Raw genomic sequence first — 14,785 nt, forward strand, 5'->3', positions numbered from 1 at the left:
TTCACCCGGGGTTCGAGTAGACCCGGGTGGGAGAGATCAACACCGCGGTGCGACGCTCTTCGCGCATGACGCGGTCGTAGGTGTCCCAGTCGTCGTGGGTGCCGCCGGCAGCTTCGAAGACGGCACGCAACAGCAGTCGTAATCTCTCGGCGTCGGTGCCTGGATGCGGGTCGTCGGGGCCGATGATCTGCGTGGTGCCCTCGACCGTGACCCATTGCCACCCGGCGCGGGCGACGACGGTGGCCCGGGGATCGGCACGCAGGTGCTGGAGCTTGCGTGCGCCGCCTATCGCCACGAGGGCGACGACGGGCTCACCGGTTGTCGGGTGTGCCATCACGCCGGCATTCACGACCGACGACTGGATGCTGCCGTCCCCGCGCAGGGTGCTCAGCACGCAGAGACCGTGATCGCGGGACAGCATGTCGGCGAATGCGGATACCTCGGTCACGCTGATCTCCTCACTCTGCCACGTCGAATGCGGCATGGACTTTCGTCGGTTTGACCCGCACCACGAGTTCTCCCGGCACCCCGTTGCGCCTGCCGAATTCCTCGGCGCGGTCGGCGCCCATGTAACGGCCGCCGATGCGGGTCGCGGTGGCGAGTAGGTCGTCGGGGTCCTCGCTGATCGAGGCCGTGCCCTGCACCTGGACGAACGCGAACGGCGGGTTGGAATCGTCGATGCACAGCGTCACCCGCCGGTCGCGGGCAAGTGCCCGGCCCTTGGCCGTGCCCTTTCCGGTGTTGAAGACAAGCGCTCCGTCGTCGACCACGAACCACACCGGGGCGGCCAGCGGTCGGCCGTCGGCCGCCACCCAGCTCAGCACAGCGGTGCGGGTGCCTTCGGACAGGAACGCGATCACCTCGTCGGAAAGTGCGTCCATGCGGCCACGCTACGCCCGCCGCGCGTGCTCATCTGGTCAAGGAGGCCGGCCAGGCGGGCAACGGCATGGTGTCGTAGAGCCGTACGCCCTTCGTGTTGAGCCGAGCGAGTGATTGGACCAATCCCAGCGGTAGCAGCGAGATCGCCTGCCCGGCACCCACGAGGGCGCGAATGCCCCACCCACTCATGGGCACCACCGTTTTCGCGTTCACGCGCGCCAGCTTTCGGCTGCCCTGAACCGGCTCGAGCATCGTGCGTTCATACGAGGCGAACGCCGCGGCGTAATCGTCACCCGCGCGGACCATCTCGGCGGCCAGGACATAGGCGCCGTAGACCGCCAGGCTGGTGCTTCCTCCGACCGCGGGGCCGGGGCAGTAGCCGGCATCCCCGACGAGGGTCACCCGGCCCCGCGACCACGTGGTCATCTGCAGCTGGGTGATGGCGTCGAAGTAGAACGTCGGCGTCCGCTCCACCTCGGCGAGCCAGCGGTCCACCTCGGAACCCATGTGTTCGAATGCGGCGCGCAGTTGCGCCTTTTGGCGGTCCGCATCGCGGTAGTCGTAATCCAGCGGTTGGCCCGGGCGGAAGATGTACACCGCGCGGGCATCGTCGAGATGGTCGGCGGTGTAGATCCCGGCCATGTGGCCGGGTTTGAAGTAGCCGGTCATCTCGCCGTCACGGGCCAGGTCCTTCGGCACTGAGACCACGGACAGATAGCCGCCGAGGAAGCTCTCGGAAACGTTGTCGCCGAACGTCAGACGACGCACACCGGAGTGCAGCCCGTCGGCTCCCACCACCACGTCGAAGTGCCGGGGTGCGTTGTGCTCGAACGTCACGTCACCATCGGGCGAGATCGACGTGATGGTGTCGCCGAAGAGGTATTCGACGTCGTCGCGGCCTGCTCGGAAATAGATCTCGCTGAGGTCGTCCCGCATGATCTCGACGTGGCGGTCGGACATGGCGCCCATGATCTTGACGTAGTCCAGGCGGGTAGGGCGCGACGTGCCGGGTCGATGGATGATCATCTCGGTGGTGCCGGTGGCATGCGCCTCGATGTCGGACAGCACACCCATGCGTTCGGAGATCTCCATGGCGGGCCGGAACAGGTCGACGGCGTGGCCGCCGGTCTTACGTAGGGCGGGCGAGCGTTCCACCACGGTCACGTCGACCCCGTGTCGCGACAGCCAGTAGGCGAGAACCGGCCCGGCGATGCTGGCGCCGGAGATGAGTACCTTCATGATGCCCCCTTACTTAACGGTCGGTAAGTGCTGTTGTCGTGAGCTTACCTATCGTTAAGTAAGTTAGGGTGGCTACGTGGCCAAGCCTGTATTGGATACCCGGCAGCGCATCCAGGATGTGGCGCGCGAACTGTTCGCCGAGAAGGGCGTGGTGCGCACCAGCCTGCAGGACATCGCCGACCGCCTCGGTATCACCAAACCCGCGTTGTACTACCACTTCCGGTCACGCGAGGAGCTGGTCCGCAGCATTCTGCAACCTCTCATCGACGAGGGGGAGGCCTTCATCGCGGAGCAGGAACGCAAACGCGGAGCCGCCCGGGCCTCAGCGCGGGAACTTCTGGAGGGCTACTTCGACTTTCATTACCGGCACCGCGCCGATCTCGTGCTGATCGTTTCCGAGCTGACCACGTTGGTCGATCTGGGGTTGATCGACCAACTGCTGGCTTGGCGGGCCCGGCTGGGGGTGCTGGTGTTCGGCCGTAGGCCCACCCTCGAACAGTCGGCCCGCGCGGTCATCGCCTTCGGTGGGCTGCAGGACTGCTGCCTGCAGTTTCCCGACGTCCCCTGCGAGCAGCTGCGCACGGCCACAGTCGACGGGGCGATGGCCGCGCTCGGGTTGTGAATCAGCCGAGCTTGCCGACGAGCTTGCCGGCGACTGCCGTGACGGCGGCAGCCGATTCGGTGGATGACACCCCCACGATCGCCGAGCCCGCCAGCCGGTATTCCGTGGCGTTGCCGGAGCTTCCGCCTGAAAGACTGGGATTGGGCTTGCGCTTCTGGGTGAAGCGCACCACGTCAGGTCCGGTCTCACCCGGGGTGACGGTGAACGGGATGCCGTCACCCGCTGACGCCGTGGCGCAGGCGGGAACCCCGGCGGTGAGCTGTGCGAATTTCTGCGATGCCGTGGCAGCACTGTCGTAGATGGCGATTGCCTGGCTGACTGAGTGCTGCCCGGGCGCGCCCGCCCACTGCGAGACGTACTTGATGGTGGCCGGGGAACCCGCGGCGAAGTACAGCGTGTTCACCCCATCGCACACCGCCATCGGTCCCGCATCCGGTACTCGCGGCGTGGTTTCGGCCGGGTCCAGTGAGTCGAATTCTGCGGCGCCGGGGTTTGCCTGCTGCACAACGCTGTTCAGGGCGTCAACAGACAAGGTGAGCTTTGCCGGATCGGTAGGTGCGGTTGTGGTGTCCACCGGGGTGGCGGTGACGGAGGCCGCGTGAGGGGCGGTGGCGGGCGGGGTGGCTCCGACGGTCGACGGGCCTTGCGAATGGCAGGCACTCACGGTGAGCAAGGTGGCTACGCAAAGGACGTTGAGGGCGGTTGTTCTCATGTTGGTCTCCTGGCTCGGATCGTCGAGGACTCAGTTGGGCCGCACCACGCGGACTGGGCCGTTGGATGTGGTCGCTGCCTGTGAATGTGCGGGCGTGCCGGACTCATTTGTCTCGACCGTGACGCCGTTGCCCATGTAGATCGCGACGTGTGCCCCCGCGACACCCTGGCCGCCGTCGTAGTAGATGACGTCGCCGGGTTGCAGTTGCGAGGTGTCCAGCTTGTCGCCGGTCTGCACCACCGACCCGAACGCCCCGGCGCCCTCCGTCATGTTGGGATACTGCACGGATGTGCCCTTGCCCGGGTCGTACCCGGTGGCCTGGTAGATCGCATATTCGGACAGGCCGCTGCAATCGAATCCGGTGTGTTCGTAGTCGTGCATCTTGTCCGCGTACTGATCAGTCCCCTTGGCCGGTGCCCCTGAGGTTGCGCCGTCCTTGCTGCCACCACCCCACACATACCGTGTGCCCTGCTGGTTCTCGGCCGCACCGACGATCTTGAGCTTCTTGTCGGTGACCGCCTCCGGCAGTGGGTAGGCCTCGGGAGGCTGTCCCGACGGACGTTGGGTGCCGTCGCCGTTCTTCCCGTTGAGATAGTCACGCCAATTCTGATCGCGCGCTTCGCCCGGCGGTTGCGGCGGGTACCCGGGCGGATTCGTCTCTCCCTTGGCGTCCACCTTCCACCCCGGCTTCGGGGGCACCTCCGCCGGATCGCCGGGTGCGTGGGGCACCTTGTACCCGGGGTCGCCCGGTTTGGCATCCGGGCCCGGAACCGGCGCATTGGTGTCGTCGGTGTTGGGCTTCGGCTGGTCCGGAGGCGGTGGCGGTGGAGTGTTCGGGTCCTTGGGCTTGTCCTCGGCCGGGTTCAGGCCGTCGGTGGCCTTGCGTATCGCATCGGCGAGTTTTCGGTCCTGGCTGTCGAATTGGGCCAGCAGGGTCTTGAGTTTGACGGAGTTGGCGGCGGTGAGCCGGCGCAGCTGCATGGCGATGACGGGGTTCTTCTTCGACATCACGTCCAGCGCGCTGCCGGGTCGGACGGATACAGTGCCATCGTCGGCTACTTGAAAGCCTTGCTGTTTGAGGCTGTTCACGCCTTCGGTGACGCTGTTCTTGGTCAGCGACAACTGGCTGCCGCCGTCGGTGAGGACCGATTGCAGCCGCTGCAGCGTGTCGGCAACCTTCTGCTGATCGGTGAAAGTGCGGTTGGCGCTGGCATTCGCGGCATCGGCCGCCGAGCCTTTCCACCCGTCGTCCAGCCTCTTGAGGGTGCCGTGTCCGTCGGCGATCTGCTGGGCGACCTTGCCGGCCGAATCCGCCGCGCGCTGTCCGGCATCGGTCAACTGCTCGGGGTGTGAGTTGCTCACCCCGGAGATCGTCATCGTCATGTCGGGTCAGTTCCTCAGCATTCCCAGACCGAGCACAGCTGAGGGTTCATGGCGGCGAACACATCCTCGTCGGGATGGTCCTGCCACGGCGCCGCAGGCGTTCCGGTGGACCACACGCTCAGTTCGGTCACCGCGCTTCCCACGACTGCCAGGTACACGTGTGCCGTTGTGTGCTTGTCCGGCAGGCGAATTTCGGCCGCCACTTGATTGCAGCCGCCGCGCTGCATGCTCGGGCAGAACTGCTTCGGGGTGGTCATGGTCAGTTGCGCTGTGGGCGACGTAGATTGGCATCCGGCCAGGGTGCCCTGCAGGGCCGTGAACATCGCGTGCGCGGTCTGGCCCATGGTCCAGGGATCGCCGGGATAGTGCACGATCACCTGCTGAACCGACCAGTTGTCGTCGCCACGATCGATCAGGGAACTCGCGTTCTCGCTGCCGGCGACCTGCACCGGCGTCCCTGCGCAGAGGCTGTCGATCCGGAATGTGTTGCTTCCCAGCGGTTGTGCGGAGTCAGCCAGATTGGGCCAGTGCGCAGAGCCGTTGAGTGGGAGGCGGTTGGAGTGGATCCACGCGGCGGTAGGAACGGACGCGTCCTGCGGAGCCGTCGTCGACACCGGGCTGGCTCCCGGGCTGGCGGTAGGGCTTGGTGCGGGACTCGTCGCGGGGTGCACCATGCCTGTGGTCGTGGCAGCGGTATCGGGGCTGGGTGTGCCGGCAACCGGGCTGTTCTGACATGCCGTCAGGCCCGCCACCATGGCGCCCGCGGTGAGCACGATCGAGACTGCGCGCGTGAGCTTCACCAATTCTCCTGTCATCGATCAGTACCCTTGATGGGTGCCAGGGTTCGTCTGCGGAATCTTCGCCCGGATGTCGGATCCGTCGGGATTCACGCCGTACGCCCCCACCAGATAGTTCATCGACGCGGCGATGTTCGCGGCCGGATCGTAGATGTTGTTCGACGTTCCGGGCTGGTGGTACTGGGCGAAGGTTCCGGGGACACATTGGGCGAGCCCGCGCGAGCACCCGTTGCCGTAGCCGTCGGACACGGTGTAGGTCGAGTTCGGCGGCTTGGCGTTGACATCCCAGTCGTTGATCGCCATCGGGTTGTAGGACGACTCGTGCTCGGTCAAGGTCAGGTACGCGTCCATCCACCGTTGCCGGGCCGCCGGGTCGGTGACGCCACGTTGGTCCAGCGCCTGGTTGATGTAGTTGCGGGTGGCGTCCTGACCCGAGGGCCAGGACCCCTTGTCGTAGGTGACCTGGTCGACCGGAATGGACTCGGGACCCTGTTGGCCGGCCGGCGGGGGAGCGGTGCCGTCTCCTCCGTCGTCGGGCTTGTCGACGCCGTCGCCGGCCTTCTTCACCTTGTTGCCGAGCTCGGCGTCGGTTTTCTCGTAGGTATCGGCTGCCGAGTTCAGATTGTTCGAGAGTTTGGCGTACTGGTCTGCCACCCGACGGCATGCGGCGTCCACGGTCGTTCCGGCCTGCTGGCAGGCGTCACCGCTGCTCAAACCGGGAAGCTGAGCGGGAAGTGCGGAGAATTGGAGGTTTGCGTCGGTGCCGGCGCTGTCGGTGCCCAGATGGTCGAAATCGCCTGCGGCCGACCGGAGGGTCGACGGATTCACGCGCAGCGGCGAGGTCATATCGGAAGCCTAATGGCACTCTTAGACCTGTCATGACACGAATTCTGTTGCGACAGAACGGCTGTGAAGTACCTGTGGATTTCCTGCGGAATGTGCGGATTGTTGCCGCGGGGTGTACCGAGGTCTGGTCTTGGGCGCCGAACCTATGCGGTGCGCCGGAACAGATAGAACCGCGCCCCGTTCGCCCCGTTCTGGTCCATCGCCGGCTCATCCCCACTGGACAGCAGTGTCCAGCCCCCGCTGAAGCGTCGTTGGACTTCGTCGAACCCGATGCCGGGCACGCCCATCGACGCACCGGGGATGAACGCCATGATCAGCAGCTGGGCGCCGGGGGCGGCTACCGCGCTGACTTCCCGGACGTAGGCGTCGCGATCGTCGGCACTCATGCCGTGCAGGCAGCCACTGTCGACGATGAGATCGAAGCCGGCCCCGATGCCCGACCAACTCAGTTGTGTCACATCGGCTTTGGCGAAGATTGCGGGCAGCCCGGTGGCCTTGGCGCGGGCTTTCTTCAGCGGTTTGGCCACGTAGTCCACACCTGTGACCCGCCAACCGTGTCTGGCCAGGTACACCGCGTTGTCCCCGGTACCGCAGCCCACGTCGAGCGCGGTCCCCGGGGACGTCAATGAGTTGCGGGTGCCCTCGACCAGAACGGTCAGGCTGTGCGCCAACGGGTGGCCGTCCCAGGGTGTGAACCCGAGCCGGTACAGCCACCGGAACAAACGTTGGCGCGAACTCACAACGCTATAGCGCTCCCAGATCCGAGGACAGCCAGTGCTCGGGTTTGAGGAACACCGCGACGCTGTCGCCCTGCTCGCGGCGGGCGAACTCCAGATAAGGCTCCACCTTCTCCGGGGCCAGGTAGCGCTTGGTCATCTCGACGAGTTGCTCATCGGTGCCCGGCTCGATGCGGTCGACCGCACCGTCGACGGCGACGTAGCGCACCGTCGGATCGAGCCGCTCGACCATCAAGCTCAGGTGACCGGCCGCCTCGATCAGCCGGTGCTTGCGGGACCCGGTGCCGGTCAGCAGCCATGGCTGGCCACCGGGGGCGTACTGGTACCAGATCGGGACGGTCAGCGGACCGCGCTTGTCGCCTGCATACACCGACAGTGCGGCGATGTGCGGTTCGGCCAGAAACTGTTCGCGTTCATCCTTGGAAAGAGGCATGATGACAGCCTAGACCTGGTTTGAAAAAAGTTGCCGGGCAACGGTTTCAGTGCGACATCTGGCCACTGGGCGCCTGGAGTCGTAGAGTCGGGGTCCATGCGCTTTGGACTCTTCATCCCGCAGGGCTGGCGTCTCGACCTCGTCGACATTCCCACCGAAAACCACTGGCCGGTGATGCGTGACCTGGCCGCCTACGCCGACGCGGGTGCTTGGGACTCGCTGTGGGTGTACGACCACTTCCACACGGTGCCGGTGCCGACCGACGAGGCCACCCACGAGGCCTGGTCGTTGATGGCCGCGTACGCGGCGACGACGTCGCGGATCAAACTCGGCCAGATGTGCACCGCGATGAGTTACCGCAACCCCGCCTATCTGGCGAAGATCGCCGCCACCACCGACATCATCTCGGGTGGTCGCGTGCAGATGGGTATCGGCGGCGGCTGGTACGAGCACGAGTGGCGTGCCTACGGCTACGGATTCCCATCGGCCGGGGTGCGGCTGGGCCGGCTCGATGAGGGCGTGCAGATCATGCGCGACGCCTGGCGCGACGGTCGGGTCAGCTTCGACGGCAAGCACTATCAGGTCGACGGCGCCATCGTGGCCCCGAAGCCGCTGCAGAGCAACGGTATACCGATGTGGATCGCCGGCGGCGGGGAGAAGGTGACGCTGCGCATCGCGGCCAAGTATGCGCAGTACACCAACTTCACCTCTGAACCCGAGGGATTCGCGCACAAGTCGGAGGTTCTGGCCGGGCACTGCCGCGACGTCGGCACCGACTACGACGCGATCGTGCGGTCGGCCAACTTCAACGCCGTCATCGGCGAATCCGAGGCCGACGTCGCCGAGCGCGTCGCGCGGCTGCGGGCCCGGCAGGTGCCGGTGGCCGGGGAGGCCACCGTCGACGCCATGCTGGCCAACGTCACCGCACCCGAATCGGCAAGCGGCACACCCGAACAGGCGATCGAGAAGCTCAAGCGGCTACGCGACCTCGGCTGCGAGTACGCCATTCTGTACTTCCCCGAGGCCGCGTACGACCGGTCCGGTATCGAACTGTTCGAGCGAGAGGTCATCCCTGCACTGGGCTGACCTGACAGAGCGCGATATCAGTGAGCGGCGTCGTGCACTAAAACGCAGCAGTGTCCAGGACGTGGATTGAGTTCTGCGTGTGCAGTATTCGATGAACTGGCGGCGATCGCGCCTCGGATCAGTTCGAGATTCAACCCGCACACGACGTCGAGGTGATCACGGGCCACGGCATGAAATGGGCAGTTCCGCAGCGAGATCCTCCCGTCCGGGTCTGTGCGGGGCACGTATCCACAGCCGCGCAGGGCGTCGAGTAGATCGCCGTCTGCGTCGTGAGCCGCCCGCGTGCCCGCGTCGCGCGCGGCCTGCTCGACCACCGCTCGCACCGCGCCGTCGGTGTCCTGCTCGATCGAGGCCACGAGTATTCCTGCAAGCAATTGGTAGTCGCGAGGCGGCACGCTGACGGCCAGCTCGCGTTCGGCCAGGCTGTACAGCTTGGCCGGCCGCCCCGCGCCGGGGCCCGATCGTCCGTCGGGACGCTGGTAGGTGACCGCGAGCAACTCGGCATCGGCGAGCTTGTCCAGGTGGTAGGCCGCCAGGGTGCGTCCGATCCCGGCTGCCGCGGCCGCGTCCTCGCGGGAAACCGGCTCGTCACTGTCGGCGACCAGTTGGTAGAGCTCGCGGCGCAGGGGGTCATCGAGGGTGCTCAGCGCTGACATGGCCGCCGGTTGGGCGGCCCGGGGAAACATCGCCCCACTCTAACACCAAAAACTATTGACAAAATCTGTCGCGGGGGTCGAGTCTAAAAACATTAGATTATGTTTTTAGAAAGGAAGGGCTATGACCACCTCAAATGTTGGTATCGGTCACTCCGGGTCCTTGGCGGTTGAACGGGCCCGCCAGGACCCGGCCTATGGGGCCTACGCGTTGCTGCGTATCGGCTTTACCTTGTTGCCCATCGTCTTCGGCGTCGACAAGTTCACCCAGTTGTTGACCGACTGGGATGGCTATCTGGCGCCGTGGATCGCAGATCTCAGTCCGCTCGGAACCCACCCGACCATGCTCGTGGTGGGCGTGATCGAGATCGTGGCCGGCGTGGCAGTGGCCGTCAAGCCGAGGTATGCGGCCTACATCGTCGCCGCGTGGCTCGCCGGGATCATCGTGAACCTGGCGAGCTACCCGGGTTTCTACGACATCGCGCTGCGCGATTTCGGGCTGCTGTTGGCGGCGTTGACTCTGGCCCGGTTGGCCTCGGTGTACGACCCTGCCTGGCATCGCTCCGGTACGCATTGATCGCGTCCGCTCGGGAAAGTCGTCAAACGTACATCGCATGACTGGCAGATGGCCGCCAAAGGTATGCCGGGTGAAACCTGCGGTGGATTGGCGCCGGGAAGTGCTCCATGATCCTCACGTGACGCTGATATCACGGGAATTCGGGAGCGGACACATCTCTGCCCCGACAGTCGGGGCCGATGTGGCCGCGGTGTTCAACCCCCTGCCGCGCGTGGCTTCGCGCGCGGCCTCGCCGGTTGACTGTTCCAGGCCCGTGCACAGCGCTGACATCGCCCAATCGCGGCTGTTCGAGGACATTCTGATCGGCGAAATCGCCGAGCTGCGCGACCTTCTCGCGGCCACCGAACTCCGGTGGCGACAGCTTCGGGAACGCAGCCGAGTGGCCGAAGCGCCGATGCCGGAGGCACTTGTCCGGTTGTACGCGCGCATTGCCGAGGCCGAGCGATTGCTCGTTCAACTGCGGGCCCGGTTCGGTTATGAGGGAGATTCACTCCGGGTGATTTGAATTCCGCCGGCGTGTGCAGGACGTGTCGGCGCCGCCGGCGAGGTCAGTCGAACCGTCGCCACCTTCATGTGCTTGCTCCTTGTAGACGGTCTTCGATCAGGCGGGCGGAGTCGCAGACGTGCGTGCCCAGTTCGTGTACCTGGTCGGCGGTGAGCGCGGCGAACGGTGCCGCGGTCACCGACATCGTCACCAGCCCGTCGGCGTCCCGGATCGGGGCCGAGACGGTGGCGACGCGGTGGGTGCCCGAGTCGTCGAGTTCGTCCGGCAGGTAATCGACGAGGGTGAGGTCGGCGAACGACCAGGCCAGGCGCCGGGTGATGGCGTCGGGCTCGCCCTCGCCCGCCAGGGCATGCAAGGCGGAGTAGACCCGGACGTACTCGCGGCTGAGCCGTTCGACCACATATCCGCGTCGGCGTACTTCGCCGAGGACCGCCGCCAGACGCTTCCGCAGCTGCGGCGACGGTTGCCCCACACCGTCCAGCCAGGCCTGCTGCGCCGGCTCGGGGGCCCACGCCATGTAGTCGCGGCCGAACGGAGCCACCAGCGGGATCCGGAAGTCGGTGCCGATGCGCGGGGCGGTGAGCGTCTCACCGACCGTCTCGACAATCTGCAGGCTGGCCCCGTCCCGGTGAGCCAGGAATACCTGTGCGCCAACCGATTCGGAAAGGGCGTGCAGCACCGGCCGGAACCCGCGGTGATTCGCCGGGCGGCCGAGTGTGGCGATCGCCGGCCCGCAGGAGTAGCCCGCGCTCTCGCCGTCGCGCAGCACCCACCGGTGCAGGGCAAGGGTGGTCAGGATGGCATGCCCGGTGGCGCGGCTGATGTCGAGCCGGCGGGAGATGTCGGCGAGGGTGAAGGTCCGGTCGGGCTCGGCCGCCAGCAGCTGCATCACGGCGATCACCCGCTCGGTCGGCGGCGACGGCACTTGACTGGCGGTGTTCTGCCGGTCTACCTTCAGCGTCATATTTTCGAACGGTACGTCGAATACTCGACATGCACAAGTCGCACCGGGAGTGATCAATGGGCAGCGCCGCTGACGTCATCGAGTTCGACGACCTGGCGGCGCCGCGGCTCACCGAGCTGCAACGGCAGATCCTCGAGTACACCGAGTCCCGCCCGGTCGTTCTCGACATCGAGGCGATGCTGGCCGAAGCGCGCATGCAGGCCGGCCTGGGAGATCAAGCCGACCTCGCCGACACCGACGGATTCACTGACCGGCTGACCGCACACGTCGCCGCGATCGAGGCCGACACCGGGCTCACCCAGTTGGCCCGAATGACCTTGCGCGCCAGAGTGGTTCGGCTGCTTCGCAACCGGCTGTCGCTGACCGATCTGATCAAGCGGTACCCCGAGATCGAGTCGATCCCGATCGAAGCGCCCTTCATCGTCGTCGGGATGCCGCGGTCGGGCACCACGCATCTGGTGAACCTCATCGCGGCCGACCCGCGCCGGCGGGCGCTGCCGTACTGGGAGAGCCAGGAGCCGATTCCTGCGCTTGGGCGCGGCCCCGACATCCATGGCGTCGACCCGCGCTACGCACGGGTGAAAGCCGAACACGAAGCCCTGATGGCCAGCACCCCGCTGGTGGCCGCCATGCACGACAGGTACCCGGAGGCGATCGAGGAAGAGGTCGAGATCCTCGACCTCGACCTGGCCTCGTACGTCCTGGAATGGCATGCGCGCGTGCCTGATTGGCGGGACTACTACCTGGGGCTCGACCAGACCCGGCACTACGCGTACCTGAGGAAGGTGCTGCAGGCGCTGACCTTCCTGCGCGGCCCGCGGACCTGGGTGCTCAAGAGCCCCCAGCACTGTGAGCAACTGGGCCCGCTGATGGCGACCTTCCCGGATGCGACGGTGGCCTTCACCCATCGTGATCCCGTCGCGGTGATCCAGTCGGCGATCACGATGATGGCCTACGGAGACCGGATGCGCCGCACCAGCATCGACCCCGGCTGGCTGCTGGACTACTGGGGCGACCGCGTGCACCGGCTGCTCAGCGCCTGCGTGCGCGACCGCGAGCTGGTGCCGGCCGACCGCAGCATCGACGTCGCCTTCCACCACCTGGGCGGCAATGAATTGCCGCTGCTGGAACAGCTGTACGCCCGCGGGGGAGTCGAACTGACATCGAAGGTGCGCCAGCGCTTCGAGCAGTATCTCGATGGCAATCCGCGCGGCAAGCACGGCCGCATCCGCTACGACCTGCAACGGCACTTCGGCGTCTCGGCCGAGGACCTGCGGGGCCGGTTCGATTTCTACTTCGACCGGTTCGACGTGCGGCCCGAGAGCTGAGGAGACGTCCGCGATGACCAGCACACCGTTCGAACCCGTCTACCGCAGCAGGCCCGGCGCCGATGCGTTGGCACCCGCCTCCGCCGCGGCGGCCCAGCAGATCGCACCCGGGCTGTGGTGCTCACCGGGCCTGTCGAACTCCTACCTGCTGACCACCGACGACGGCCGGGTGATCATCAACACCGGCATGGGTTTCGAGGGGCCGGTGCACCGGGCCAACTTCGACGCCGTCGACTCCTCGCCGGTGCGCTACATCATCTTCACCCAGGGGCACGTGGACCACGTCGGCGGTCTGGACAGCGTGCGCGACCCGGACACTCAGGTTGTCGCGCAGGCGAACTGGACCACGTGGCGCGATGACAACGACCGGCTGATCCCATACCGTGCGAGCCGCAGCGCCTTCGCCTTCAGCGACAAGCTGGCCACCGGCATCCAGGCGATCCAACAACGCCTCGGCACCAAGCGTCTGGCCGCCCAGAGCATGCCCACCGTCGACATCGACTTCGACGAGACGCTGGCCGTCGAGGTCGGTGGGCGCCGGATCGAGCTGATCTCGGTGCCCGGAGGGGAGACCACCGACTCCCTGGTGGTCTGGCTGCCCGACGAGCGAATCTGCCTGTGCGGAAACACCTTCGGACCGATATTCGGGCACATCCCCAACCTGGTCACCATGCGCGGCGACCGGTACCGCGACGCGCTCACCGCGATCGCGTCGGTCGAGAAGGTTCGCGCGTTGCAGCCCGAACTCCTGGTCACCGGCCACTTCGAGCCCATCGCCGGGGCTGAGCGCATCGACGCCGAACTCACCCGGCTGCGCGGCGCGATCCAATACATCCACGACGAGACCGTCGCGGGGATGAACGCCGGCAAGGACGTCGGCACGTTGATGCGCGAGATCACCTTGCCCGCCGAGTTCGAGGTGGGACAGGGATACGGCAAGGTGGCCTGGGATGTGCGGGCCATCTGGGAGAACTACTCCGGATGGTTTCACCACCGCTCCACCACCGAGCTGTATCCGGTGGGGCTGGATACCGTCACCGCGGACATCGTCGAACTGGCCGGCGCCGAGGCCATAGTGGGGCGGGCGCGGGCACACCTGGAAGCCGACCGCCCGTTGCACGCCATCCATCTGGCCGAGCTGGTCGGACCCGACCATCCGGGGGCGCGCGACGTCCTGCGGCAGGCGCATGAACGACTGCTCGCCGACAGTACGAACTTCTGGGAAACCGCATGGCTCAAAAACACTCTGAGTCAACTGGCAGCGAGGAACTCATGACCGCACGCATCAACTTCGACTTCACCGGGACCACCGCCCTGATCACCGGCGGCACCAGTGGGATCGGGCACGCCACGGCTGTTCTGTTCCGGGATGCCGGGGCCGAGGTCACCGTCACCGGGACCAAAACCGCCGCAACGGATTACGACACCGACCTGTCCGGTATGACGTACCGGCAGTTGCTGATCACCGACAGTGATTCGGTGGACGCCGTGGCCGAAGGCTTCGACAGCCTCGACGTCCTGGTCAACAACGCGGGCGCGAACTTCCCCGGGGGCCTTGATGAGTCGAAACCGGATGGATTCGACGCATCGGTGGCGGTGAATCTCACCGGGCCGTACCGGCTGACAATGGGTCTGTACCGGGCGCTGAAGGCGTCGACGGCCGAGGGCGGCGCCAGCGTCGTCAACCTGGCGTCCATGTCGGCGCTGCGTGCGGTCCCGCTGGTCCCCGGTTACGGTGCAGCGAAGGCCGGGATCATCTGCGTCACCCGCAACCTCGCCGTCAAATGGGCCGACAAGGGCATCCGGGTCAACGCGGTGGCCCCTGGTGCAATCGACACCCCGATGACCGCTCCCATGCAGTTCGCCCCGGAACTGGTGGATGCCGAGCTGGCGCACATTCCGCTGCGGCGCTTCGGATCCGTCGGGGAGATCGCGCCTGCGGTCGCGTTCCTGTGTACCGAGCAGAGCGCCTACACCTCCGGCGCGGTCTTTGTCGTCGACGGTGCTTCGGACTGCGTGTAACC

18 protein-coding genes are annotated in these 14,785 nt (G+C 66.5%); 7 read left to right on the top strand and 11 right to left on the bottom strand.

The genetic code is table 11. The features are described from left to right. Window position 1: 1 nt before the first annotated feature. The 3 genes from AB0I14_RS19395 to AB0I14_RS19405 are packed head-to-tail and all read right to left on the bottom strand — an operon-like array spanning window position 2 to window position 2,118. Complete coding sequence (locus AB0I14_RS19395; RefSeq protein ID WP_358024933.1) at window positions 2-448, bottom strand: TIGR03618 family F420-dependent PPOX class oxidoreductase; 447 nt, start codon at window positions 446-448, stop codon at window positions 2-4. Window positions 449-458: 10 nt separating this feature from the next. Then, window positions 459-881, bottom strand: a complete 423-nt coding sequence (locus AB0I14_RS19400) for a PPOX class F420-dependent oxidoreductase (protein ID WP_358024935.1) — start codon at window positions 879-881, stop codon at window positions 459-461. A 28-nt stretch (window positions 882-909) separates the two neighbouring features. Next, window positions 910-2,118, bottom strand: coding sequence for an FAD-dependent monooxygenase (locus AB0I14_RS19405; RefSeq protein WP_358024937.1), 1,209 nt, complete (start codon window positions 2,116-2,118; stop codon window positions 910-912). 76 nt (window positions 2,119-2,194) lie between these two features. On the opposite strand from AB0I14_RS19405, the gene AB0I14_RS19410 reads away from it, so the two are divergent. Continuing rightward, window positions 2,195-2,740: a helix-turn-helix domain-containing protein gene (locus AB0I14_RS19410; protein ID WP_358024939.1), complete on the top strand. Its 546-nt coding sequence runs from the start codon at window positions 2,195-2,197 to the stop codon at window positions 2,738-2,740. Between the two features lies 1 nt (window position 2,741). Here AB0I14_RS19410 and AB0I14_RS19415 read toward each other — a convergent pair whose 3' ends face one another. From AB0I14_RS19415 to AB0I14_RS19440, 6 genes are all read right to left on the bottom strand, one after another. Beyond that, the gene (locus AB0I14_RS19415; RefSeq protein WP_358024941.1) at window positions 2,742-3,452 is read right to left on the bottom strand and encodes a sensor domain-containing protein; all 711 of its coding nucleotides are present in this window, start codon (window positions 3,450-3,452) and stop codon (window positions 2,742-2,744) included. Between the two features lie 30 nt (window positions 3,453-3,482). Then, on the bottom strand, window positions 3,483-4,835 hold the full coding sequence (locus AB0I14_RS19420; protein WP_358024943.1) for an NlpC/P60 family protein: 1,353 nt from the start codon (window positions 4,833-4,835) through the stop codon (window positions 3,483-3,485). Window positions 4,836-4,849: 14 nt separating this feature from the next. Next, a complete protein-coding gene (locus tag AB0I14_RS19425) occupies window positions 4,850-5,635 on the bottom strand; it encodes a hypothetical protein (RefSeq protein ID WP_358024945.1) in 786 nt (261 codons plus the stop codon). Window positions 5,636-5,653: 18 nt separating this feature from the next. Continuing rightward, window positions 5,654-6,478, bottom strand: coding sequence for a type VII secretion target (locus tag AB0I14_RS19430; protein WP_358024947.1), 825 nt, complete (start codon window positions 6,476-6,478; stop codon window positions 5,654-5,656). A gap of 143 nt (window positions 6,479-6,621) precedes the next feature. Next, on the bottom strand, window positions 6,622-7,218 hold the full coding sequence (locus AB0I14_RS19435) for a class I SAM-dependent methyltransferase (RefSeq protein WP_358024949.1): 597 nt from the start codon (window positions 7,216-7,218) through the stop codon (window positions 6,622-6,624). A 4-nt stretch (window positions 7,219-7,222) separates the two neighbouring features. Then, window positions 7,223-7,648 (bottom strand): pyridoxamine 5'-phosphate oxidase family protein, encoded by a 426-nt coding sequence (locus AB0I14_RS19440; protein WP_358024951.1) that lies wholly within the window; start codon window positions 7,646-7,648, stop codon window positions 7,223-7,225. Window positions 7,649-7,744: 96 nt separating this feature from the next. Between AB0I14_RS19440 and AB0I14_RS19445 the strand changes: the two genes are divergently transcribed. Then, window positions 7,745-8,734, top strand: coding sequence for an LLM class F420-dependent oxidoreductase (locus AB0I14_RS19445; protein ID WP_358024953.1), 990 nt, complete (start codon window positions 7,745-7,747; stop codon window positions 8,732-8,734). A gap of 17 nt (window positions 8,735-8,751) precedes the next feature. On the opposite strand, the gene AB0I14_RS19450 is transcribed toward AB0I14_RS19445, so the two are convergent. Continuing rightward, window positions 8,752-9,420: a helix-turn-helix domain-containing protein gene (locus tag AB0I14_RS19450; RefSeq protein WP_358024955.1), complete on the bottom strand. Its 669-nt coding sequence runs from the start codon at window positions 9,418-9,420 to the stop codon at window positions 8,752-8,754. Window positions 9,421-9,511: 91 nt separating this feature from the next. On the opposite strand from AB0I14_RS19450, the gene AB0I14_RS19455 reads away from it, so the two are divergent. Both AB0I14_RS19455 and AB0I14_RS19460 read left to right on the top strand, forming a co-directional pair. Further along, window positions 9,512-9,964: a hypothetical protein gene (locus tag AB0I14_RS19455; RefSeq protein WP_358024957.1), complete on the top strand. Its 453-nt coding sequence runs from the start codon at window positions 9,512-9,514 to the stop codon at window positions 9,962-9,964. 181 nt (window positions 9,965-10,145) lie between these two features. After that, on the top strand, window positions 10,146-10,469 hold the full coding sequence (locus AB0I14_RS19460; RefSeq protein ID WP_358024959.1) for a hypothetical protein: 324 nt from the start codon (window positions 10,146-10,148) through the stop codon (window positions 10,467-10,469). A gap of 64 nt (window positions 10,470-10,533) precedes the next feature. On the opposite strand, the gene AB0I14_RS19465 is transcribed toward AB0I14_RS19460, so the two are convergent. Continuing rightward, window positions 10,534-11,433, bottom strand: a complete 900-nt coding sequence (locus tag AB0I14_RS19465) for a helix-turn-helix domain-containing protein (RefSeq protein WP_358024961.1) — start codon at window positions 11,431-11,433, stop codon at window positions 10,534-10,536. A gap of 56 nt (window positions 11,434-11,489) precedes the next feature. Between AB0I14_RS19465 and AB0I14_RS19470 the strand changes: the two genes are divergently transcribed. Genes AB0I14_RS19470 through AB0I14_RS19480 form a run of 3 tightly spaced genes read left to right on the top strand, consistent with a single transcriptional unit; the run spans window position 11,490 to window position 14,783 of the window. Continuing rightward, window positions 11,490-12,761, top strand: coding sequence for a sulfotransferase (locus tag AB0I14_RS19470; RefSeq protein WP_358024963.1), 1,272 nt, complete (start codon window positions 11,490-11,492; stop codon window positions 12,759-12,761). 13 nt (window positions 12,762-12,774) lie between these two features. Next, on the top strand, window positions 12,775-14,037 hold the full coding sequence (locus tag AB0I14_RS19475; protein WP_358024965.1) for an MBL fold metallo-hydrolase: 1,263 nt from the start codon (window positions 12,775-12,777) through the stop codon (window positions 14,035-14,037). Further along, entirely contained in the window at window positions 14,034-14,783 is a 750-nt protein-coding gene (locus AB0I14_RS19480) for an SDR family oxidoreductase (protein ID WP_358024967.1), read from the top strand. Before AB0I14_RS19475 ends, AB0I14_RS19480 begins: the two co-directional genes overlap by 4 nt. Window positions 14,784-14,785: the final 2 nt, after the last annotated feature.

It is taken from the genome of Mycobacterium sp. NPDC050441, assembly GCF_040655355.1.
Lineage (GTDB): Bacteria > Actinomycetota > Actinomycetes > Mycobacteriales > Mycobacteriaceae > Mycobacterium.

Excerpts from the sequence above, each read along its gene's own strand:
- AB0I14_RS19400 (WP_358024935.1), bottom strand. The coding sequence starts at position 881 with ATGGACGCACTTTCCGACGAGGTGATCGCGTTCCTGTCCGAAGGCACC.
- AB0I14_RS19455 (WP_358024957.1), top strand. The coding sequence starts at position 9,512 with ATGACCACCTCAAATGTTGGTATCGGTCACTCCGGGTCCTTGGCGGTT.
- AB0I14_RS19405 (WP_358024937.1), bottom strand. The coding sequence starts at position 2,118 with ATGAAGGTACTCATCTCCGGCGCCAGCATCGCCGGGCCGGTTCTCGCC.
- AB0I14_RS19440 (WP_358024951.1), bottom strand. The coding sequence starts at position 7,648 with ATGCCTCTTTCCAAGGATGAACGCGAACAGTTTCTGGCCGAACCGCAC.
- AB0I14_RS19465 (WP_358024961.1), bottom strand. The coding sequence starts at position 11,433 with ATGACGCTGAAGGTAGACCGGCAGAACACCGCCAGTCAAGTGCCGTCG.
- AB0I14_RS19470 (WP_358024963.1), top strand. The coding sequence starts at position 11,490 with ATGGGCAGCGCCGCTGACGTCATCGAGTTCGACGACCTGGCGGCGCCG.
- AB0I14_RS19430 (WP_358024947.1), bottom strand. The coding sequence starts at position 6,478 with ATGACCTCGCCGCTGCGCGTGAATCCGTCGACCCTCCGGTCGGCCGCA.
- AB0I14_RS19445 (WP_358024953.1), top strand. The coding sequence starts at position 7,745 with ATGCGCTTTGGACTCTTCATCCCGCAGGGCTGGCGTCTCGACCTCGTC.
- AB0I14_RS19480 (WP_358024967.1), top strand. The coding sequence starts at position 14,034 with ATGACCGCACGCATCAACTTCGACTTCACCGGGACCACCGCCCTGATC.
- AB0I14_RS19475 (WP_358024965.1), top strand. The coding sequence starts at position 12,775 with ATGACCAGCACACCGTTCGAACCCGTCTACCGCAGCAGGCCCGGCGCC.
- AB0I14_RS19415 (WP_358024941.1), bottom strand. The coding sequence starts at position 3,452 with ATGAGAACAACCGCCCTCAACGTCCTTTGCGTAGCCACCTTGCTCACC.
- AB0I14_RS19420 (WP_358024943.1), bottom strand. The coding sequence starts at position 4,835 with ATGACGATGACGATCTCCGGGGTGAGCAACTCACACCCCGAGCAGTTG.
- AB0I14_RS19450 (WP_358024955.1), bottom strand. The coding sequence starts at position 9,420 with ATGTTTCCCCGGGCCGCCCAACCGGCGGCCATGTCAGCGCTGAGCACC.